Source organism: Streptomyces sp. NBC_01525 (genome assembly GCF_045040405.1).
GTDB lineage: Bacteria > Actinomycetota > Actinomycetes > Streptomycetales > Streptomycetaceae > Streptomyces > Streptomyces benahoarensis.
Genome location: NZ_CP109397.1, coordinates 6,341,415 through 6,361,743, shown reverse-complemented (window position 1 = coordinate 6,361,743; position 20,329 = coordinate 6,341,415). Strand labels below are relative to the sequence as shown.

Below are 20,329 nucleotides of genomic sequence, written 5' to 3'. Positions count from 1 at the left end.
GGCCGGTAAGGGCGGCGGGGCTGGTGAGCTCGTGGAGTTCCGTCCCGGTCACCTGCTCGCGCTCGCGTATGAGGGCGAGCGCGGGCAGGCCGGTGTGGCAGCGCCGGGAGCGCCCCGGGTGCGGCCGTCGGGATCGTCTCCGGCCACGGCGGCGGCCGTCCCTGTCACGCCGTCGCTTCCCCGGCTGACGTGGCTCGGTCCACGCCGGTCCAGGCGAGCGCGACGGCCCCGTCGAGCAGGGCGCGTTGCGCCGTCCCGCCCACGCAGTACGCGGCGAACTCGTGCTGGTGGTTGGTGGCGGGCAGGGAGCCGATGCCGATGTAGGGGTGGATGGCCGGCACCGCCTGCGAGACGTTGCCCATGTCGGTGGAGGCGCGGTTCATCCGTGCGGCCTGGCCGGGCGGCGCGAACTCCCTGCCCAGGGAAAGGGCGTTCGCACGGTAGTGGCCGAGGGCGGTCTCGTCCGTGCGGAACTCCGCGTACGGCTTGCTCTCCGGCTCGATCTCCAGCTCGCAGCCTGTCGCGAGGGCACCGGCCTCGAAGGCCCGCATGATGCGTGGCTCAAGCTCGGCCAGTTCGGCGAGCGTCTCCGCCCGCACGTACCACCGGCCGGTGGACCGCTCCGGGATGGCGTTCGGGGCGTCCCCGGCGTGGGTCACCACACCGTGCACCCGGGCCGAGGCCGGCAGTTGCTGGCGGAGCAGACCGATCGCGACCTGGGCCACGGTGAAGGCGTCGGCCGCGTTGACCCCGGCCTCCGGATAGGCCGCGGCGTGCGCGGACTTCCCGGTGTAGGAGATCCGGGAGTGGCTGACCGCGAACGGCCGGGCCTCGGCGACATCGACCGGCGCCGGGTGCACCATCATCGCGAGGTCCACCCCGGCGAAGGCGCCGCGGTCGAGCATCTCGATCTTGCCGCCGCCGCCTTCCTCGGCCGGGGTGCCGTAGACCTCGACGGTGAGGCCGGCGTCATCGGCGACGGCGGCCAGGCCGAGCGCGGCCCCCACCGAACTCGCCGCGATGAGATTGTGCCCGCACGCGTGGCCGAGGCCGGGCAGCGCGTCGTACTCGGCACACAGAGCGAGCCGGACGGGCCCGCTGCCGATCCGGGCGTGGAACGCCGTCTCCAGGCCCACGTAGGACGAGGTGACGTCGAATCCGGCGCGGTCGAGCAGTTCCGGCACGGCTGCCGCGGCCCGGTGTTCCTCCCAGGCGGTCTCCGGGTCGGCGTGCAGCCGCTCGGAGAGGCCGATCAGCTCCTCCGCACGGCGGTCGACCGCCTGCCGGGCCGCCTCCTTCAGCGCGCCCCTCACAGGTCGCCCGGGACGCCGTACGAAGGGGAGGTGGCCGGGTCGAGGCCGCGCCGTACGTAGTCGTCCCGCTGCGGCAGCCAGACGTCAAGGAGTTCGCCGAGCCGGTCCACGGGATCATCGGCCCGGTCGACCCGCAGATCGGTCACGCGCCAGTCCACGTCCGCGACGACCGCCAGGCCCGCGGAGTACACCGGCCCCTCCTCGCCACCGGCCGCGACGGCGGCCTTCAGGGCAGTGATCAGACGCTCTTCGAGCTCCCCGGTGGCCTCGGCGTAGGCATCGAGGAGAACGCCGGGGATGTGCTCGCCGGACAGCATGTTGCCGGCCGCCACCGCGCCGTCCGCGGTGGCCGAACCGTGCGTGCCGAGCGTCCGCGAGCCGCTGTGGGCGAACCCGGCACCGGAGCGGCCGAGGACGGTCAGCTGCCGGTACTCGATGCTCTTCGCGTTACGGTTCGCGCCGGTGACGTCGGCCAGGGCACGTTCCGCGTCACCGTGGTCCGCCAACCCCTCCAGGAGGCTCGTGCCGAGCGTCGGGTCGGTGATGTTCTGCGAGGCCGCCGCGCCGACCCCGGGCCGCAGGTGAGCGACCCGGGCGAACACGGCCGGACTCGACGAGCTGGCCACGACGCCGAATCGCTCACCGTCGCGTACGACAAGGGAGAATGTCATACCAGTTCCTCCTCGGGGATCACGGCGATCGCGTCGATCTCGCACAGCCACTCCGGGCGGGCGAGGGCGGAGACCACCAGGCCGGTGGAGATGGGGTGCACGCCCTTGGTCCAGCGGCCCACGGTGCGGTACACCGCCTCGCGGTAGCGCGGGTCGATCAGGTAGATGGTCACCTTGACCAGGTGCTCCATGCGGCTGCCCGCTTCTTCGAGCAGCATCTTGATGTTGGCCATGGCCTGCTCGGCCTGGGCCTCGGCGTCGCCGATGCCCACGGACTCGCTGGTGTCGAGGTCCTGGCCGATCTGGCCCCGCACGTACACCGTGTTGCCGGCGACGACGGCCTGGCAGAGGTCGTTGTCGAGGTTCTGCTCCGGATAGGTGTCGCAGGTGTTGAACGGACGGATCCGGGTGTGCCCGCCGGCGACGATCGGGGCATTCGCCCGGCGGCCCTCACTGGTTGAGGTCGTGGAGGTCATCGTCTGCTCCTCAGTGCTTCCGGGCCGCCGTCGCGGCGTCGGTCCGGTCAGTGGGGTCGTACGTGAGGTAGCCCCGTTGGGTCGTGATGTGGTCGGCGACGTACCTGGCGTCGTGCCATACGCCCCAGATGAAGCTCGACCCGCGGCGGGACAGCCAGGGCAGGCCCAGGAAGTAGACGCCGGGTTCGGAGGACACTCCCCGTCGGTGCTTCGGCCGGCCGTCCTCGTCGAATGCGTCGACGCCGAGCCAGCTGTAGTCGGTGGCGAAACCCGTTGCCCAGACGATGGAGGTGACGCCGGCCCCGGCCAGGTCGAGCTCCAGGAGAGGGCTGGTCACGCAGTCCGGGTCGGCCCCGAGGACGTGGGCCTCCGGCTCCTCGGGGAAGTCCAGCCCGTTGCGCTCGACATACGCGTCGGCGGCTCGGAGGAATTCCAGGTACTTGGCGTCGCCGAAGGCGATGTTCGCGGCGAGATCCGGCGCGAAGCACAGCACGCCGTCGTCGTAGGACGCGGTGAGGCCGACGAGTTCGATGCCGGTGCCGGCCAGGGCGCGGAAGTCCACGGTATGACCGCCACGGGCACCGCTGACCGCGATGGTGACGTGCTCTGCACCTTGGGGAGGCGTCTCCGCGTCCCAGATCCCGAGCACACCGAGCCACCAGCAGAAGTCACGTCCGCGGTACTCGCGGGGCGGACGGTCGTGCGGGCCGACGGAGAGATGGACGCAACGGCCGGACCGGCGCAGTTCGTCGGCGATCTGGACCCCCGAGGAACCGGCCCCGACGACGAGGACCGCGCCCTCGGGAAGCTGCTGCGGGTTGCGGTATCCACTGGAGTGGATCTGCACGGGGACGGCGTCGTCAGGAACGATGGGCGGGATCACGGGCCGCTGGAACGGTCCGGTCGCGGCCACCACGAAGCGCGCGTCGATGGAGCCCTCCGACGTCTCGACGCGGAAGCCGGGCCGGTCGGCGCGCTTCCGCACCGAGGTCACTTCGACACCGCACCGGATCGGGGCGCCTATCTTCTCGGCGTACGCGGCGAAGTAGTCCGCGACCTGCTCCTTCGACGCGAAGGCGTCGGGGGCGACGTCGGGGAACTCCAGGCCAGGGAACCGGTCGTGCCACGCGGGCCCGTTCGCGACCAGGGAATCCCACCGCTCGGAGTGCCACCGCTCGGCGATCCGCTGCCGCTCCAGGACGATGTGCGGCACGCCGTGAGCGCCCAGGTGCTCGCTCATCGCCACGCCTGCCTGGCCCGCCCCGACGACGACTACTTCGGTCTCTTCACTCGCCATGTCTGCCTCCACTCAGGCGGTAGTCCATCCCGGTGTCGCATTGACTGTGCTACCGCATGAGGCATCCTTGGGCGCGCCCATGAAACTGTCCAACAGATGTTTTCGTTATGAGAGATCTACTTTTTAGATCTACCCTGACCTCCGCTTTCCGTGAGGGGCCCCTCACCGGGCGGGCCCGGCGTCCGGCATCCGCGGGGCACCTCATTCGCGGAAGACCGCACCTGCTTCACTCCTCCTCGGGGCTGGGGCCAGGTGTGGTGCAGGATGATGAGTCGGATGAGGCGAGCAGGTGGTGCCCATGATCAGTGTCCAGTGGCTTCTCGACGCCGTGGGACCGTCCGTGCTGTCAGAGGTGTGCGCTCCTGGCGGGGCTTCCGTCCCGGTGGGCGAGGTGGTGATCGCCGAACCCCACGGTGAGCTTGAACTGCGCCCGGGTGACGTCGTTCTTGGCGTGAACCTGACCGACAGGAGGGCGGCGCTTCGACTGCTGTCGCAGTGCGCCCTGCAGTCCGCGGGCGCGCTGTTGCTCAAGGCACCGGCGGCCGTTGACGCGGAGGTGACCGCAGCGGCGAGCGCCACGGGAGTGGCACTGGTGCAGGTCGCGCAGCAGGCAGGGTGGGCCCAGGTGGTGTCACTGTTGCGGGCGGCGCTGGACAGCGAGGGGTTGGCAGAGTCCGCCGCAGGCTTGGGGATGGCCGAATCCGGGGACCTGTTCGAGGTGGCCGACGCGATCGCCGGCATCATCGACGCCCCGGTGACCATCGAGGACCGCAGTTCGCGCGTACTTGCCTACTCCACGCGGCAGGAGTGCGGCGACGCGGCACGCGTGGCGACGATCGTGGGCCGGAACGTTCCCGACGAGGTGAATGCGCACTACCGGCGGCACGGCGTCTTTCGCAAGATAGCCCGGGACACGAGGCCCATCTTCGTCCCTGCTGTCGTCGAGGGCACCAAGCCACGACTCGTGGTGCCCATGCGCGCAGGAGGGGACATCCTCGGCTCGATATGGGCCATCGTTCCGGGCCCGGTCCCGGCCGAGCGAGGGGCGGCATTCGCGGCCGCCGCGAACGCTGCGGCCCTGCACCTGCTCCGTCGGCGTGCGGAGGCTGACAGGCAGCGCCTGGTCTTGACGGACCTGGTGGCGCGAGTGCTGCACGGGAAGGAGGGTGCCGCGGACGCAGCACGCCTCCTCGGGCTGACGGCTGGCCCCTGGCGGGTAATCGCCGTGGACGTGCGCTGCGACGGTGCTGACGAGGCCGAGGCCCAGCGCCTGACGGTCCGGGAACGGCTGTCCCGGTTCCCCGGCTCACGTCTGCACTCACCAGCGGCCGTGATCGGCGACGTGGTCTACGGCGTGGTGGATGCCGGGGCCGTGGCCCCTGCGTCCCGACGCCATTCCGACTGGCTGCGTGAGCTCGGCGAGGCCACCGGCCGGGCCACGCCCCTCGTCGCCGTGGGCGGACTCGCAGCCTCCGTTCCGGAGCTGGCCACTTCCCAGGAGCAGGCCGACGACACGCTCGGACTGCTCAGGACCGGGATACTCACGAGCTCCCAGGCCGTCCACGACGACGTGTGGGCCAAGGTGGTCCTCCGCCGGGCCGCCCTGGCCGCCTCAACCGCCCGGACCACGGAGATCGGACCTCTGCGACGCCTCGTGGACCACGACCGCGTGTGCCGCACCAGCTACGTGCCGACTCTGGAAGCCTGGCTGGAGGAGATGGGCGATCCCAAGGCCACCGCCGCGAGGCTGCACATCCACCCGAACACGCTCCGCCACCGGATGCGTCGCCTGCAGGACGTCGTGGAGCTGCACCTGGACAGCCCGGACGTCCGTTTCGCACTACTCCTTCAGCTCACAGCCCTCCGCTACGGCACGGAGACCGGCCCACGCGCCAAGGAGTACCACCACGCCTGACGGGAGTGTCCCCTGCGGTGCCCCGGCGCGTTCACGCCGTCGTTGTCCCAGCCGCACTCCGGATCGCCGCAACGCAGTGCGATGCGCACGATGACGGCACATCGCCCCCATCGCCATCATGGCTCCACCTGTAGCCCAACGGGGCATCGGGTGGATTCCATGGAAGGACGACGGCGTGACAATCGGCAGTCCCCACAAGGCCACCAACCACACGCACCCGGCGGAGGGGAAAACGCCGCTCACGGAGGCCCGGATCGATCTCGCGGCGATCCGCGACAACGCGGCCCGGCTGCGCGATGCGGCAGGTTCCGCCGAAGTAATGGCCGTGGTGAAGGCCGACGGCTATGGGCACGGCATGGTTCCCTGCGCCCGCGCGGCGCTGGCCGGTGGCGCGACGTGGATCGGCGTTGCCCGCATGCAGGAAGCGTTGATACTGCGCGCCTCGGGCATCAGCAGCCGGATCCTCGCCTGGCTGCTGGCCCCCGGTGACGACTGGACTTCCGCCCTGGCCGAAGGAATCGAACTGTCTGCCGGCGCCACCTGGGCGGTCGAGGCGGCGGCACAGGCGGCACAGGCGGCAGGCCGCCCCGGCCTGCTGCACCTGAAGATCGACACCGGGCTGGGGCGCGGCGGCGCCTCGTCCGCCCACTGGCCTGCACTGGTCGAGGCCGCCTCACGCGCGCAGGCATCCGGGCATGTCCGAGTCGTCGGGATCTGGTCTCATCTGGCCCACGCCGACTCTCCTGGCCATCCCGCATGCGATCGGCAGGTGGAGAACTTCCGGGACGCGGTTCAGCTGGCACACAAGGCAGGGCTGAGCCCTGAAGTCCTGCACCTGGCCAACTCGGCCGCCACACTCACCCTCCCGCACACCCACTTCGACCTTGTGCGCCCCGGGCTGGCGCTCTTCGGGCTGAGCCCGGTGCCGGAGTTGGCCGCCCCGGCCGCCCTGGGACTACGGCCGGCCATGACGCTCACCGCGCGGCTCGTCTCCGTCAAGCGCGTCCCCGCCGGACAAGGAGTCTCCTACGGCCACCGCCACCGCACCTCCTGTGAGACGACGCTCGGGCTGGTCCCGCTGGGGTACGCGGACGGCGTACCGCGGCACGCTTCCGGCACCGTCCCTGTCCTCGCCGCAGGCCGTTGGCGCACGGTGGCCGGCACGGTCTGCATGGACCAGTTCGTCGTCGACCTCGACGACGGCACGGCCGCAGTCGGCGACGAGGTCGTGCTCTTCGGCCCCGGAGACCACGGAGAGCCCGGCGCCGAGGACTGGGCGCGTGCCGCCGGCACCATCTCCCACGAGATCGTCACGCGCATCGGTGCCCGCGTACCGCGTTCGTACACCGATGGTTTCAGCCCGGACGAACGCTGACGTCGACCCGCTCACCGTCCCTGACCGTGGACGGTGTGGAACGGGCCCGCGACCTGCCGGACGATGCCCCGGGGACGAGGGGGCCCGTCCCGCGTGCCGGATGTCGTGGTACGGGTGGGCGTACGGCTCAGACGTGGGTGAGACCTCCGTGGTAGGTTCCCGTGCCGCTGTGCGCCACTGCGAGCTGAGGAGGTGAGACCAAAGACCTCCCGTGCCCCGGACTGCACCGCCAGGAAGGCCCGCGTCGAAGCTCTACGGCCACATCAAACCGATCAAGAAGCACACGCATGCCTGGAGTTCTGCCGTTACCTGGGCAGCCTCTACCGGCGAGAGGCGAGGATCGCGATCGTCTGTGACGACTGGGCGATGTCGCTGGTCGCCGGCATGCTCGCGGGTGCGGACAGCATCGACGACGTGGGCGTGCTGCGGCACGGCGCGATGGCGAAGGCGTTCGCCGGGGTGCGGGCGCCGTCCACGCTGGGCAGTTTTCTGCGCGCGTTCACCAGGGGCACGTGCGCCCACTGCAGTCCGCAGCACGGCTGTTCACGTGCAACCTGGCCGCGCACTGCACCCCGCTGCCCGCCTCGTCGCCCTGCCCGCCCACGATCAAGGTCTCGCAGACCCCGCCACCGGGACGGCCACCCGGTGATCACCCGCACCTACCAGCAGAAATCCACCCGGTGGAGTCAGGCCGAAATTCGACTTATGACAAACGCCCGCCGTAGGTCCAGGGTCGGGACTGGACCCACGGCGCGGCATCGGACGGTCAGAGGCCGAGGTCACTCAGGCCGGGGTGATCGTCAGGGCGGCGCCCCAGCGGCCAGTGGAACGTGCGCTCCGACTCCTTGATGGGAAGGTCATTGATGCAGGCGTAGCGGCGTCGCATCAGGCCGTCCTCGTCGAACTCCCAGTTCTCGTTGCCGTACGAGCGATACCAGTTACCGGAGTCGTCGCGGCATTCGTAGGCGAAGCGCACGGCGATCCGGTTCCCGTCGAAGGCCCACAGCTCCTTGATGAGCCGGTACTCCAGCTCTCGCTGCCACTTGCGGGTGAGGAGGGCCACGATCTCGTCGCGGCCGGTGGCGAACTCCGCGCGGTTCCTCCAGCGCGAATCCACCGTGTAGGCCAGGGCGACCTGCTCCGGGTCGCGAGTGTTCCACCCGTCCTCGGCCAGCCTGACCTTCTCGATGGCTGTTTCCCGGGTGAACGGCGGGAAGGGCGGACGCGATTCGTCAGCCATGTCGACTCCTTGCGCGTGCTGTTGATTCTCGGACGTACGTAGGGACACCAGCACCAGCACCAGCACCAGCACCAGCACCAGCACCAGCACCAGCACCAGCACCAGCACCAGCAGAGAACGATCGTTCCCCTGATGCGCCACCCTAGGAGAACGATCGTTCTCATGCAAGCGCAGAACGGGCCCCTTCACCAAAGGACGACGAACACGTACCACCGCGAGATCTCCGAACCGGGCATCGGTGCGCCGCGCCGCCGCATGCCCTGCAGGCGACGGCCACCAAGGGGCCGGACCGCTCACTGCCGGACAACGCAGTACGCCGACGGGGGCCGCGCACCACCGGAACCGACCCGACGTCACCACGCCCGCAAAGACATCCGGGCGAGAGACGTACCAGCAGGTCAGGCGGCGGTACGAGAGACTTCGATCAGGGCCTGGGCCGCGTCGCGGGCCGTGCGGGCGGGCTCGGGAGTGCGGGAGATGGCTGCGGTGGTGATGGCGCCCTCGGCGAGCAGGGAGAGCTGGTCGGCAAGGGAAGCCGGCAGCCCCGCGGCAGCCACCAGGTCAGCGACACGGCGCCGGAACGCCGCCTTATGCTTCCGGGCGGCTTCGGCCACCGCGGGCGAGGCGGCACCCAGCTCCCCGTAGGAGTTGATGAAGGCGCAGCCACGGTAGTCGGACTCGCTGAACCAGCTGTACAGCCAGTCGAAAACCGCCAGGACGCGGTCCTGTGGCGTACCGTCCACCGTGTCCACGTACCCGACCAGCCGCTGCAGCAGTTGGGCGTCGCGCCGACGCAGATACGCCTCCACCAGGTCACCCTTGGAGGGGTACAGCCGGTAGAGCCGCTTGAGGGAGACCCCCGAGGCGTTGCGGACCGCGTCCATGCCGACGGCCTGCACCCCGCGCTGGTAGTACAGCTCTTCGGCCGCATCCAGGACCCGCTCCCTGGCCGTCTCCTCTTCCAGCATCAGTGCATCCCTTGCGCGAGAACCATCGTTCTCGTAGGGTACAGCAGGGCCTGGAGAACGATCGCTCTCCGCCCTCCCCGGCAGGCCGTCGCTCCTGCGACCACTGCGGGCAGTCCGTCGTCATAGAGCTCGCGCCCCTTGGACCGTGCCCTACGCGACTCGGCCTCTCCTCACCCCGCGCCCTTCGCGTGCCATGGGGCCCTTCCGGCCTGCATCCATGGCGTACATGGCGCCCCGAGGATGCGAAACTCAGCGGCTCAGTCCCCTACCCCGAGATCCACTTCAAGTGGCTTGCCCACATATTCAGTGCGGGCAATCCGCGGCCCTGCGTGATCAGGTTCGCGTGCGCCCGGGGGCGGCGTAGCCGCACAGCCGACGGGTTGGCCCGGTACGGCCCGGGCCCTGCTGACCAACTCCGAGGGCGCGGCGGCCCCGGGCCCGGGTCAGCGGCGGTACAGCCCGGCCCTGTCGGCAGCTTCCTCGGCGGCCTGCAGGTGGCGGCGGGCGTTCTCACCAAGGGTGTTGAGGACGCCGGCAACGATCGTCTCGGTGACTGCCAGGGTCGGCACGAAGCTGTCGTAGGGGGAGGGGGCGGTGACCTGACTGGGCAGGACGACCTCGGCGTGCTGGGTGACCGGGGAGAGCCAGGTGTCGGTGAACAGGACGATGCGGCTGCCCTGTTCCTGCGCCATCTGCGCCATGACCAGTTTGTCGGCCTCGTAACGCCGGTAGTCGAACACGACCAGGACGTCGCGGCGGCTGAGCGTGGTGAGGACCGCGGTGCGCTCCACGTGGCGGTCGGGCAGGAAGCGCACGTCGTCGCGCAGCTGCATCAGATGCAGTCCGAGGTACTGGGCGAGCAGGTGGGTGAACCTGCCGCCGGCCAGCGTGATCCGGCGCTTGGAATCGGCCAGGAGCTGGATGGCCCGTTCCAGGTCGTGGGGCGGCAGTTCAGCGAGCGTGCGGGTGACCGCCGTGCCGAGTATCTGATCCGCCGTGAGCTCGCGCGCCTGCGGTTCGCGGCCATATCCGGGTGTGGCGTACAGCGACAGAGGGGAGGCGTGACGTTCGTCGAGCTCGGTGCGCAGCGCAGCCTGGAAGTCGGGGAAGCCCCGGTAGCCGAGGCGGTTGACGAAGCGGATGACGGTGGGAGCGCTGACCCCTGCGCGTTCGGCGAGCACCGCGACGGTCTCGAAGCCGGCGGACGGGTAGCCGGCCAGCAGCACGCGGGCGACCTTGCGTTCAGCCGGGCTGAGATCCCCCAGCTTCTGCCGGATCTCCTCGGCGAGGGCGCTGGAGTCCATCGTCGTGCCTTTCTGTCGTGAGCGAGATCGTTGTCCCGTCGAGCCTAGTGCCCGCCTCGCCACCGGCGGTGGCGAGGCGGGCACCAGGCAGGGATCACGGCGGCAGGCATGGGCTCCCGCACCGGCCGGCGGGCACACCGCCGGTGCGGGAGGCCGATGGGTCAGCCGGTGCGGGCATCGCCGAGGCGGGCGATGAGGGAGGCGAGCAGGGCGATCCGGGCGGGAACGGATGTCACGTCGAGCCATTCCTCCGGTGAGTGGTCGGCCCCACCGACCGGCCCGAGCCCGTCCAGCACCGGCACACCGCATCCGGCGATGAGGTTGGCGTCACCGACGCCGCCGGTCGCCGCGGCGCCCATCGACAGGCCCAGCTGCTGCCCGGCCCGCAGAGCGTGCGCGAAGATGCGACGGGAAGCGGGCGTGTCCGGCATGGGCGGGCATACCTCCAGCTCCTGGACCTGAACCGTTGTACCGGGAACGGTGGGGCGGGCCGCGGCGGCTTCGATCGCGGCGCGAGCACGGTCCAAACCCGCGGCGGTTGGCGACCGCACCTCGACGCGCAGTTCCGCCTCGGGGCAGACGATGTTGGCCCGGCTGCCCGCGCGCACGACGCCGACGTTGACAGTCACGTCTCCCCCGTCGTCGTTGAGTCCCTCAAGGGCGAGGACCAGGTGCGCCGCCGCGAGGGCGGCATTCGCTCCCCGCTCAGGTTCGATGCCGGCGTGCGCGGCGCGGCCGGTGACGCGGAGCAGGTAGTCCGCCACGCCCTTGCGGGCGACGACGAGATCCCCGTTCTCCCGTGCGCACTCCAGTGCCAGCGCATAGTGCATGCCGTGCGCGGTGCGTTCGGTGACGGGGCGGCTGGCCGGCGATCCGATCTCCTCGTCCGGGGTGGCGAGGAACACCACCTCGGCGTAGTCGTCCAGGCCGGCGGCGTGCAGGATCTCCAGGGCGGTCAGGCCGGCCAGCAGCCCTCCCTTGTCGTCGCTGGCGCCGGGGCCGTGGGCCAGCGAGCCGGCGATGCGGAACGGCCGTGCGGCGGCTGTACCGTCCTCGAAGACGGTGTCCATGTGGGCCGCCAGCAGGATCCGCCGGCCGCCGTCGGCCTGCGACAGGCGGCCGGCGTTGCGGGCCACCAGGACGTCACCGGACCGGTCGCCATGGGCCGGTGGGAGCGCGATCCGTTGCGTGGCGAAGCCGATCGCCTCCAGCCGGGCCGCGGTCCACTCGGCGACGAGGTTGACGCCGTCGGGGCTGTAGGAGCCGGAGTCGATCGACACCAGCTCGGCCAGATCCCGGAGGTAGCCGTCGAGCCGGGCTTCGGCCTGGGCCAGCAGCGCGGCCGTGACGGCCGGGTCGTCGGCGGGTGTGTCGCGGTGCTGCCGCGAGAGGGCGGTCACAGGACCTTGGACAGGAACGTGCGGGTGCGCTCCTGCTCCGGATCGGCCAGGACCTGGCGCGGCGGGCCGGATTCGACGACGACTCCTTCGTCCATGAAGACGGCGGTGTCGGCGACCTCGCGGGCGAAGGCGATCTCGTGGGTGACCACGACCATGGTCATGCCGTCCGCTGCGAGTTGCCGCATGACCTGAAGGACGTCCCCGACCAGTTCCGGGTCGAGGGCGGAGGTGGGCTCATCGAAGAGCATGAGCTTGGGTTTCATCGCCAGGGCGCGGGCGATGGCGACCCGCTGCTGCTGGCCGCCGGACAGCTGGGCCGGATAGTGGCCCGCCCGGTCGGCCAGGCCGACCCGGTCCAGCAGACGTTCGGCATCGAGCCGCGCCTGTGCGCTGTCGGCACCGGCTACCTTGACCGGGGCATCCATGACGTTCTGAAGGGCCGTCATGTGAGGGAAAAGGTTGAAGCGCTGGAAGACCATGCCGATGTCGCGGCGGCGCCGGGCGACTTCCCTCTCCCGCAGCTCGTGCAACTTGCTGCCCTGCTGCCGGTAGCCCACGAGGTCACCGTCGACGGTCAGTCGCCCGGCGTCGACCTTCTCCAGGTGATTGATGCAGCGCAGGAATGTGGACTTCCCAGAGCCCGACGGCCCGAGCAGACAGCAGACCTGACCGCGCTCCACGGTCAGATCGATGCCCTTGAGGACGTCGAGCCTTCCGAAGTGTTTGCGCACGCCCTCGGCGTGCACCATGGGGGTTGTCACGGTCATCCCTTCTGGTGGTTCGGGCCGGATCCGAGGACGCGCAGGCGACTTGCGGACCCGGTGAGCAGACGCCGTAGCGGGCTGGTGCGCCCGCTTCGGGCGGTGCCGCGTCCGTAACGGCGCTCCAGCCAGGACTGCGGGAAACTCAGCAGAGTGACGAGGATCAGATACCAGATGCTGGCCACCACCAGCAGGGGAATGACCTGGTAGTTCTGGGCGTACACGTCCTGGATGTTGGACATCAGGTCGTGCGCGGAGATCACCGACACCAAGGCGGTCATCTTCAGCATGTTGATCGATTCGTTGCCCATGGGCGGGATGATGACCCGCATCGCCTGCGGCAGCACGATGCGCCGCATGGTCAGCGCCGGCCGCATGCCGAGCGAGTACGCGGCCTCCGTCTGCCCTTCGTCGACGGACTGGATGCCGGCGCGGATGATCTCGCTGGCGTACGCGGCCTCATTGAGCCCCAGGGCCAGCAGCGCGGCCACCGCCGGCGTCAGCAGGCTGTTGGTGTCCGCCTGGAGGAAAGTGATGTGCGTGAACGGGACACCGATCATCACGTACTTGTACAGGGCCCCGGCATAGCCCCAGAAGATGATCTGGACAAGCAGCGGGGTGCCACGGAAGACCCATACGAACGCGGTGGCCAGGCTGTACAGGACGGGATTGGTCGAGCGCCGCATCACGGCGATGAGTGTGCCGAGCCCCAGGGCGAGGACCATGGCCGCGGCGGTCAGCCACAGTGTCGTGACGAGGCCGTCGAAGATCAGGCCGGCGAAGAGGTAGTGGCCGACGATGTCCCAGTGCAGATTGGCGTTGTTGGCCAGCGACCCGATGAGTCCGGTGAGCGCGGTCACCGCCGCCACGGCGGCGATCCACCGGCCCCAGTGCCGCACGGGAACCACCAGGAGGTCCTGCGGCGGCGCCTCGTCGGACCGGACGGCGTCGGTGCCGGCGGGCACGGGTGCGGTAGAGGCTGCCATGTCAGGACACCATCCCGTTCTTCGTGGCCTGCTTCACCGCGATCGACGCCGCGCCGTACTTGTCGCAGATCCTGGTGAGCGTGCCCTCGTCGATCAGCTGCTGAAGTGCCTTGCGGATGGCTTCGGTGAGCTGCGGAAGGTTCTTGCTGACGCCGATGCCGTTGGGCGTGGCTCCGTAGCCGGCGCTCGCCGAGGGGTCGTCGACCACCTCGAACGCGCCGCCGCCGTCGGCGGTCTTGGCCGTCCAACCGGCCGCGGGCTTGGTCAGCACATCGGCCACGACCTTGCCCGAGCGCAGCGCGAGCTGCGCGTCGGAGTCCTTGGGGAACGTCTGGATGCCGATCTGTGGCCTGCCTGCGGCTTTGCACGCGGCCTGGTGGGCCTGGAGCAGCTGAAGCTGGTGAGTGGCGGCCTCGACGCCCACGTTGCGGCCGCACAGGTCGTCCAGTTTCGCGATCCGGGCCGGATTGCCCTTGGCGACCAACACCCCCGAGCCGGAAACCGAGTAGTCCACGAAGTCCAGGACCTGCCTGCGCTCCTTGGTGTCGGTCAGCGCCGACATGGCGACGTCGAACTTCCCCGCCTGGACGGCCGGCACGATGCCGTCGAACTTCTGCGGCGTGAAGGCGAACCGCACGCCGAGCTTGGCGCCCAGCGCCTGCCCCAGGTCGTAGTCCAGACCGGTCAGGTCCGGCTTGCCCTCGGTGACGAACATCGCGAACGGCGCGTAGGGCGCATCGGTCGCCACCCGCACCGTGTCGCTGTCTTTGATGCCGGCCGGCAGCGCATCGTGGAGCGCCGCGTCTCGGGTGATCTGCGCCCCCGCGACGGTGACACGGGCGGGTGGCGCCGCCGTACTGGCGGCTTGACCGCCACACGCGGTGAGTGTGGCCACGGCCACGGCCGGCAGAACGGCTGCGGCGGTCACATGACGGGTCAGGCGGGTGTGCACCACGGTCGAATCCTTCCTCTGACGTACTGCCGGCGGGAAACGCCGACGACGAGCACGAAGAGGAAATTACATGGAGCCCATGAGATTGGATAGATGTAACGCACGTTACGGTCTGGTGAAGCGTTGCACCGGCCAGCCCTCCCCACTCACCATCCGGCGATTTACCAGCCCCTCTTGAGAGAGCGCGAAGGCAGCCCCCCCAGGGCGGCGTTACACAACCTTGCCTCTAAGAAGAGTCTGTAATGCCTGTTTCCGCACGACCTCCCCATCCCGACGCACCCGCGACACCCCGTCCGGTCTCGGATGCCGCCCATGTCCAGGACGCCACGACCGCCGGTGTGCGGTGAGCCCGCGGCATGACTTGTTCGAGCTGGTGAGCCAGCCCCGGCAGAGTCGGGTCCTGCGCCCTGAGCTGGGGCAGTGGTCAGGTGCCAACGGTCATGCGGTGGGCGGCAGTGCGTCGTGGGTGCGTTGGGCTTGGGGATCACCGCGAAGCCGTCACCGGATGAGGTCCGACGCTCACCTGCCGGAACGACCCGCTCGCCGCCTGCGGCATGCTGCGCCGGTGCACTGACGAGAACGACCGCACCGCTACCGTGAACCCCGTGTGCTCCCGAGCCATACCGGTGCCCTGAAGGTCTGCACCTGGCCCCAGGGGCCGTGTGCTCGGGGCCGATGTAAGCCAAGACGTGGATAGCCCCCCGCCGCGCTTGGCACAGTGGCCGCCGTGACGAGCAGTGAGCTGTGGACCCGTGCGAGCGCCGACCGCTACGACGCCGAGGAGACCGAGAGGTCCTCGGCCGCCGTCCTCGCACCGGCCCTCGCCTTCCTCGCCGAACTCGCCGGAGACGGCCGGGCACTGGAGTTCGCCATCGGAACCGGACGAGTGGGCGTCCCGCTCCGGGAACGCGGCGTGCCGGTGGTGGGCATCGAACCCGTACCCCACGGCGTCGTCGGTCCCGCCCCCTCTCACTCGGTGCGGCCGGAAATCGGCCCTGCAGTCGTGGCCGCGCCAGCGCCACCCGAGAAACGACAAGCGAATCCGGCGGTCGGGATTATCGATATTGGTGTCCACCAAACTCCGTTGATGCAACCCCAGGGTAGCGACACGCAGGCCGCTCTAGTCGGCGGGCGCCCGCCCAGGTAAGGCACCCTACGCTGCGGGCCGCCGAGGTGGCGTCGGGCTGTCTCGCGACGTTGCCGAACTGCGAGAAGTCGATGTCTACGCGGACTTTGCCGTGGGCTTGAACAACCTGGCCGTCCGGCCTGCCAGGCTCGGCCACTCTCTGGAGGCCAAGAGTGTGGCTGGCGAGGGCTACCTCCAAGACTGACTACGTACGTGAGGCAACTGCGACATTGGCTGAGGAGCTGATATCAACGGGATACGACCGGAACAAGTGGACCGAGTTACCAGCGGATTGGATATTTACTCCACCCGAGAGTCGAACGAGCCGACTTAGGAGTCCACCTCAGACGTGCTCAGCCAGTCCCGTGCACTCCTGGCCGTAGCGCGCAACTGCGGGTGGTCACGCACGACCTCTCGTTGACGTTCGGCTGGCAACCCGAGTTCGTTCAGCAGATTCAGAATAACCACCGCAGTGGTCACATCCACAATGGCGATCAGCTCCTCGAACTCGTGGTTGGGGGTTCGCCCCTCGTGGGCCAGGTCGTTTCGCGCTCGAGTCGTGCGCCTGGCCCACTGGTCCACGTCAGGCACGAGCGTGGACAGCGCCTCCTGGTCGGGGCGGGCCGCGAGTGCGTACAACCGATCCCTGAGCGTCGGGTCATTGCGGAGGGAGCCACGGATCCGCTTCCTATGCTCCTCGGGCACCTGAGCCAGCATCGCTTCCCGCATCGGCTTGAAATCCTCCGGTGGGATCGGCGGTTCATCCATGTCAAAGCCACGGTGCAGCACCTCAGCCGCTCCCACCGCCATCAGAAGATTGTTTTCGACGTACCGTGCTGGCGCGTATCGAAGCCCCAGAACCATGTTCGTCGCGGGCTGCAGCCGCTCGTGCATACCGCACCAGCGGGGAATGATCTCCTCAAAGGGTAGAGCCTCGCACGTGAAGAACACACGATGATGAGCGACTGCCTTCGCATCGTGCTTCCCGACCACAAAGGGCGAGTACAGCACGTCAGCATTCCGCTCCAGCCGCGGCCCGCCGGACTCCGACACAGCATCGTCCAGGGCCAGTTTCAGGCGTACCCAGATCATGCCTGCAGCACGGTGAGTGGCAAGGGAGATCAGGTCTTGTATCAACCGGGCATAGCCAATCGCATCATTCAATGAGGACGTCTCGCGCCGGGTGATCTGCATGTACGCGGTATCACTCATGCGACCAACGGTTCCGCCCCGACGCTGGTCGAAGAACGGCAGCGTGTGGCGGTGCGTGAGCACGAACTCAGTCCCGTCGACTTCGGCCGACTGCGCCTCCACGGGCTTAACGGAAATGGTGCCACTCCCATCAGGACGCCCGCCGGGCGCACCCAGGAACCCCTCGAGAACTGACGATGCCGCCCAACGCCCGAGGTCCTCCACCGACACCTCTGTTGTGGAGAACGCCGCCTCGTCTTCACCGCCGACATGCGCCCCGATGAGTGCCGTCGTTGCCAAGACCGTCTGTTTGTCGGGGGTCTTTACCCGCGCGCCGAAGGTCCGCTGGCTACCGCTGGGAAGACAGCCGAAGAGGCTGATCTCACGCTGATCGGCGGCGCCATGGATCACACCCCACGTTCGGCGGCCCTCATGAACCATCAGCACGCCGGGAGCGGGCGTCGTCGTGACTCGGTCCTCGAACGCGCCGATCAAAGAGAGTGTCAAGCCGCACTCGGGCTCGTAGCGGAGCACGCCTGGCACCTGGTACCCAGGGTCTTCCGGCAGCCACCACAAACCAGCCCACTCGCCTGACGCGTCGAGATTCAGCGGGTCGCTGCCCATCATGACCACCTTTCCTGTCGTACGGAAGCGTGCGTTCGCAAGTTCGCGCACAGTGCTCTACCGAATTATCCCTGGGTTGTGTCGCGCGGAAGAAAACAGCCGGGGCTGGCGACAAGGCGCGGCTCCGGGTGCTGATTGAACCGCTCCCGGTCCGATAAAGGCTTTGTTGTGCCCCGGCTTACTTGGAGTCGATTTGCTGGACGCTGGGCGATCCAGGGGATTGTCCTCAGCTCGAACTCGATAGGTGTGAGCATGCCGCCGGGTACGGGCTCGGGCCCGTACCCGGCGGCGTACTCATCGAGGGTCGCCTCACACCTCGCCAGCGCCCAGCCGTCGGACCACGTCGAGCACGTAGCCGCGGCAGCTTGGAGCGGGTGTCCAGCGCCTCAATGCCGATCAGGATGCCGTCCGCGTCGAAATCAAGGCTGATCATCCCGTTCACCGCGTCCGGGTCGCAGGGGTACACGCTGCGCCGACTGCGGATGCTCCCCCGCGTGGGTGAGATGGATGTAGGCCACGTTCGACACCGCGTCGTAGGTGATGTCGGCCTCCGCCATGCTCAACCTCCCCGGAGACGTGGGTGTAGGCCTTCGTCACACCGGCCATCACGGTGTTCATGTTCCGTCGATGGTCTGGCGACGAACACCTTGGGCTCGGGACCGTGGTCGCCCAGATTGTGCTGGCCGTCGCGGTAGTAGGAGAACGTTTCCCTGGCCAGAACCGCTTGACGTCCGCGTCCGAGACACCCGCTGCCGAAGGCGCTGGATCGCGCGAGAGGTGAGGCTGCCGGTGGCGTCCGCCCCGCACGTGGCCTCGTCGATGCCTTGGTAGGTGATCTCGCCGACGCCTTCGCATGTGCACGAGTCGGCGTATCCGGTGAGGTAGCTGCCGCGGTTGTGCACCAGGACCGGTGTCGATCTGGCCCGCACGTAGACGGCACCGGCGGCAGCGCAGCACCAAGATCCGACTTGGAGCAGATTCATCGCCGCTCCAGATACGGCGCCAGGTGGTGCAGGCGCGTGTAATAGTCGGGGTGCGAGGACAGGAGCTTGCCCGAAAGACTCCGCCTACCGCCGCGAGCAGCGGTTCCCAGGTCAACCCCAGCCGTCTTGCTGCACCCGGACAGAGCGGAAGCCGTCGCATGCCCGCCCTCCCGTTCCGTCGCCTGCATCAAGTGCAACACCTCGGCGAGCATCGGCCCGAAACCAGCCGCTACCGCATGGTGATCCGCCCTCAGTTCGGTCCGTCGGGTCACGGCGGCGAGCAGATACGGAGCGGCCACCAGCGTCAGGGTGAGGAACCAGTACTCCCACGCGGCCGCCAGCACGATGGCGCCCACCGCAAGAAACAATGCTGCCGCCCAGAAGCTCATGCGCCCACGGCCCACGACGGTGACGAGCCGGATCAGCCTCCGCACAGCGGTCCACGCAAACCGCCCCGGAACCGCATACCACTGCCCCAGGATCAACGACCACGCGTGACCACGGACGTGGTGCCCCAACTCATGAGCGAGGACGGCGGCCAGCTGACCATCAGACAGACGCTCCAGTGAAAACCGGGTGACGCCCACGATGTGACCCGCCGCGGCCAGGGCGTTGAGGTGATCGCTGTCCTCGATCCACAGCTCGTAGGCGCGGCCCTCTACACCCGTCCGCGCCGTCACTTCCCGCCACAGGGGTTCCAGCCGGTTCAATTCCCCGGGGGTGGGGTGACGGAGGTTCAGCAGATGACGGGCCAGGGCTCTCTCGGTGGGCCGGTGAAACGCCATGGCACCTGAAGCGAGCCAGAGCAGGATCCCCAACCAGCCCGTGCCGGGGAACAGGAGGTGGGAGAGTGTCGCCACGATCACCAGGCCGGCGAGGAACGAGGGCAACTGCAGCAGTAGTTGACCCACAGCCGTGGCGTCGATGCCCCGCTGCCGCTTGGCGAGGTGCACACGCCCACGACGGCCGAGACCCTCTTGCGGCGCGCGCTTCCCGGAACCGGACTGCGGTTCCGGCTTCCCGGCGGGGTGTGCGGCCTCGGACGGTGTCGCGCTGCCCGGGTACGGCGGTGGAGGCGGAATCGCCTCGTCCGGACCGTACGGGGACGGAAAGGGAACAGCGGCCGGATAAGGCGGAGCTCCGGGCAGGGAAATGCGACCGGGGTGGGTGGAGTCGAAGGGAGTGATCATAAAAGATTCCTGTCTCGGCATACGGCCGGATCGTGACGACGCGGTAAGAAGCAGGCCGGCGCGGCGCGTTCAGCCGACGAGCGGCGCGAGGGGCAGAAGCACCACGCCCGCGCAGTAGGCAGCCAGACCGGTGCGGATCCACCGGTGTTTGGCACCGACGATGCGGCTGTTCTGGGCCAGCGCCTCCAGTACTCCGTCGGCCTGGTGTGTCTCGGTGACAGCGAGGGCCTCGGCGAGCCGACCGCTCTCCGCGGCACGGCGGATGTCGTCGAAATACGTCAACGGCCGCCCCGGAGACCACCGATTGGTGCCATACCGGGGCAGGATGGCGAGGAGCAGGCATCCCAGTGCGCCGGCCAGAGCTGACATGGCCACCCACAACAGCACACTCCCGGGGGCGGAGAGCCCGGATAGAGACCATCCGCGGGCCGCGATCAGGCCACCGAGCAGGCTCACCGTCATGCTCATGGCCCCCAGAAGCAGCGACGCCTTGCTGTCCGCACGAGCTGTCTCGGAGCGCAGCTCCGTGAGCAGACGGGCTCCCACGGTCGGAGTTT

Annotated in this window: 17 protein-coding genes and 2 pseudogenes; 4 read left to right on the top strand and 15 right to left on the bottom strand. The window is 69.2% G+C overall.

Going from position 1 to position 20,329, the window contains the following annotated elements; all coding sequences use genetic code 11:
* Positions 1 to 164 precede the first annotated feature (164 nt).
* From OG422_RS27600 to OG422_RS27585, 4 genes are read right to left on the bottom strand one after another with little or no spacing between them, the layout of a single operon-like run.
* Positions 165 to 1,313: a M20 family metallopeptidase gene (locus OG422_RS27600; RefSeq protein ID WP_405746778.1), complete on the bottom strand. Its 1,149-nt coding sequence runs from the start codon at positions 1,311 to 1,313 to the stop codon at positions 165 to 167.
* Complete coding sequence (locus tag OG422_RS27595; protein ID WP_405746776.1) at positions 1,310 to 1,984, bottom strand: DUF1028 domain-containing protein; 675 nt, start codon at positions 1,982 to 1,984, stop codon at positions 1,310 to 1,312. The genes OG422_RS27600 and OG422_RS27595 overlap by 4 nt, the downstream gene beginning before the upstream one ends.
* Positions 1,981 to 2,460 (bottom strand): RidA family protein, encoded by a 480-nt coding sequence (locus tag OG422_RS27590; RefSeq protein ID WP_221938089.1) that lies wholly within the window; start codon positions 2,458 to 2,460, stop codon positions 1,981 to 1,983. The genes OG422_RS27595 and OG422_RS27590 overlap by 4 nt, the downstream gene beginning before the upstream one ends.
* A 10-nt stretch (positions 2,461 to 2,470) precedes the next feature.
* Positions 2,471 to 3,757, bottom strand: coding sequence for an NAD(P)/FAD-dependent oxidoreductase (locus OG422_RS27585; protein WP_143939660.1), 1,287 nt, complete (start codon positions 3,755 to 3,757; stop codon positions 2,471 to 2,473).
* Positions 3,758 to 4,055: 298 nt separating this feature from the next.
* Here OG422_RS27585 and OG422_RS27580 point away from each other — a divergent pair, with 298 nt between their 5' ends.
* The 3 genes and pseudogenes from OG422_RS27580 to OG422_RS27570 all read left to right on the top strand — a co-directional run.
* Positions 4,056 to 5,672: a PucR family transcriptional regulator gene (locus OG422_RS27580; RefSeq protein WP_405746773.1), complete on the top strand. Its 1,617-nt coding sequence runs from the start codon at positions 4,056 to 4,058 to the stop codon at positions 5,670 to 5,672.
* Between the two features lie 175 nt (positions 5,673 to 5,847).
* On the top strand, positions 5,848 to 7,047 hold the full coding sequence (gene alr / locus OG422_RS27575; RefSeq protein WP_405746771.1) for an alanine racemase: 1,200 nt from the start codon (positions 5,848 to 5,850) through the stop codon (positions 7,045 to 7,047).
* A gap of 369 nt (positions 7,048 to 7,416) precedes the next feature.
* Positions 7,417 to 7,634: pseudogene (locus OG422_RS27570) on the top strand (IS1380 family transposase); the annotation flags it as partial.
* A 179-nt stretch (positions 7,635 to 7,813) separates the two neighbouring features.
* Here OG422_RS27570 and OG422_RS27565 read toward each other — a convergent pair.
* The 7 genes from OG422_RS27565 to OG422_RS27535 form a co-directional block, all read right to left on the bottom strand.
* Positions 7,814 to 8,287, bottom strand: a complete 474-nt coding sequence (locus OG422_RS27565; protein ID WP_405748021.1) for a DUF1348 family protein — start codon at positions 8,285 to 8,287, stop codon at positions 7,814 to 7,816.
* Between the two features lie 398 nt (positions 8,288 to 8,685).
* Positions 8,686 to 9,255: a TetR/AcrR family transcriptional regulator gene (locus tag OG422_RS27560; RefSeq protein WP_405746769.1), complete on the bottom strand. Its 570-nt coding sequence runs from the start codon at positions 9,253 to 9,255 to the stop codon at positions 8,686 to 8,688.
* Positions 9,256 to 9,698: 443 nt separating this feature from the next.
* Positions 9,699 to 10,559: a MurR/RpiR family transcriptional regulator gene (locus tag OG422_RS27555; protein ID WP_143939664.1), complete on the bottom strand. Its 861-nt coding sequence runs from the start codon at positions 10,557 to 10,559 to the stop codon at positions 9,699 to 9,701.
* Between the two features lie 161 nt (positions 10,560 to 10,720).
* The gene (locus OG422_RS27550) at positions 10,721 to 11,959 is read right to left on the bottom strand and encodes a M20 family metallopeptidase (RefSeq protein ID WP_405746766.1); all 1,239 of its coding nucleotides are present in this window, start codon (positions 11,957 to 11,959) and stop codon (positions 10,721 to 10,723) included.
* Positions 11,956 to 12,708 (bottom strand): amino acid ABC transporter ATP-binding protein, encoded by a 753-nt coding sequence (locus tag OG422_RS27545; protein ID WP_143939690.1) that lies wholly within the window; start codon positions 12,706 to 12,708, stop codon positions 11,956 to 11,958. The genes OG422_RS27550 and OG422_RS27545 overlap by 4 nt, the downstream gene beginning before the upstream one ends.
* A 14-nt stretch (positions 12,709 to 12,722) precedes the next feature.
* Positions 12,723 to 13,706: an amino acid ABC transporter permease gene (locus tag OG422_RS27540; protein ID WP_405746763.1), complete on the bottom strand. Its 984-nt coding sequence runs from the start codon at positions 13,704 to 13,706 to the stop codon at positions 12,723 to 12,725.
* A gap of 1 nt (position 13,707) precedes the next feature.
* Complete coding sequence (locus OG422_RS27535) at positions 13,708 to 14,661, bottom strand: ABC transporter substrate-binding protein (RefSeq protein WP_405746760.1); 954 nt, start codon at positions 14,659 to 14,661, stop codon at positions 13,708 to 13,710.
* A 724-nt stretch (positions 14,662 to 15,385) separates the two neighbouring features.
* Between OG422_RS27535 and OG422_RS27530 the strand changes: the two are divergent.
* Positions 15,386 to 15,604 (top strand): annotated as a pseudogene (locus OG422_RS27530) (SAM-dependent methyltransferase); the annotation flags it as partial.
* Positions 15,605 to 16,114: 510 nt separating this feature from the next.
* Here OG422_RS27530 and OG422_RS27525 read toward each other — a convergent pair.
* The 4 genes from OG422_RS27525 to OG422_RS27510 form a co-directional block, all read right to left on the bottom strand.
* Entirely contained in the window at positions 16,115 to 17,602 is a 1,488-nt protein-coding gene (locus OG422_RS27525) for a HEPN domain-containing protein (RefSeq protein WP_405746757.1), read from the bottom strand.
* Between the two features lie 416 nt (positions 17,603 to 18,018).
* A complete protein-coding gene (locus OG422_RS27520; RefSeq protein ID WP_405746755.1) occupies positions 18,019 to 18,156 on the bottom strand; it encodes a hypothetical protein in 138 nt (45 codons plus the stop codon).
* A gap of 422 nt (positions 18,157 to 18,578) precedes the next feature.
* Entirely contained in the window at positions 18,579 to 19,535 is a 957-nt protein-coding gene (locus OG422_RS27515) for a M48 family metalloprotease (protein WP_405746753.1), read from the bottom strand.
* 306 nt (positions 19,536 to 19,841) lie between these two features.
* Positions 19,842 to 20,318 carry a Pycsar system effector family protein gene (locus OG422_RS27510; RefSeq protein ID WP_405746750.1) on the bottom strand — a complete coding sequence of 159 codons (477 nt, stop codon included), beginning with the start codon at positions 20,316 to 20,318 and terminating at the stop codon, positions 19,842 to 19,844.
* Positions 20,319 to 20,329: the final 11 nt, after the last annotated feature.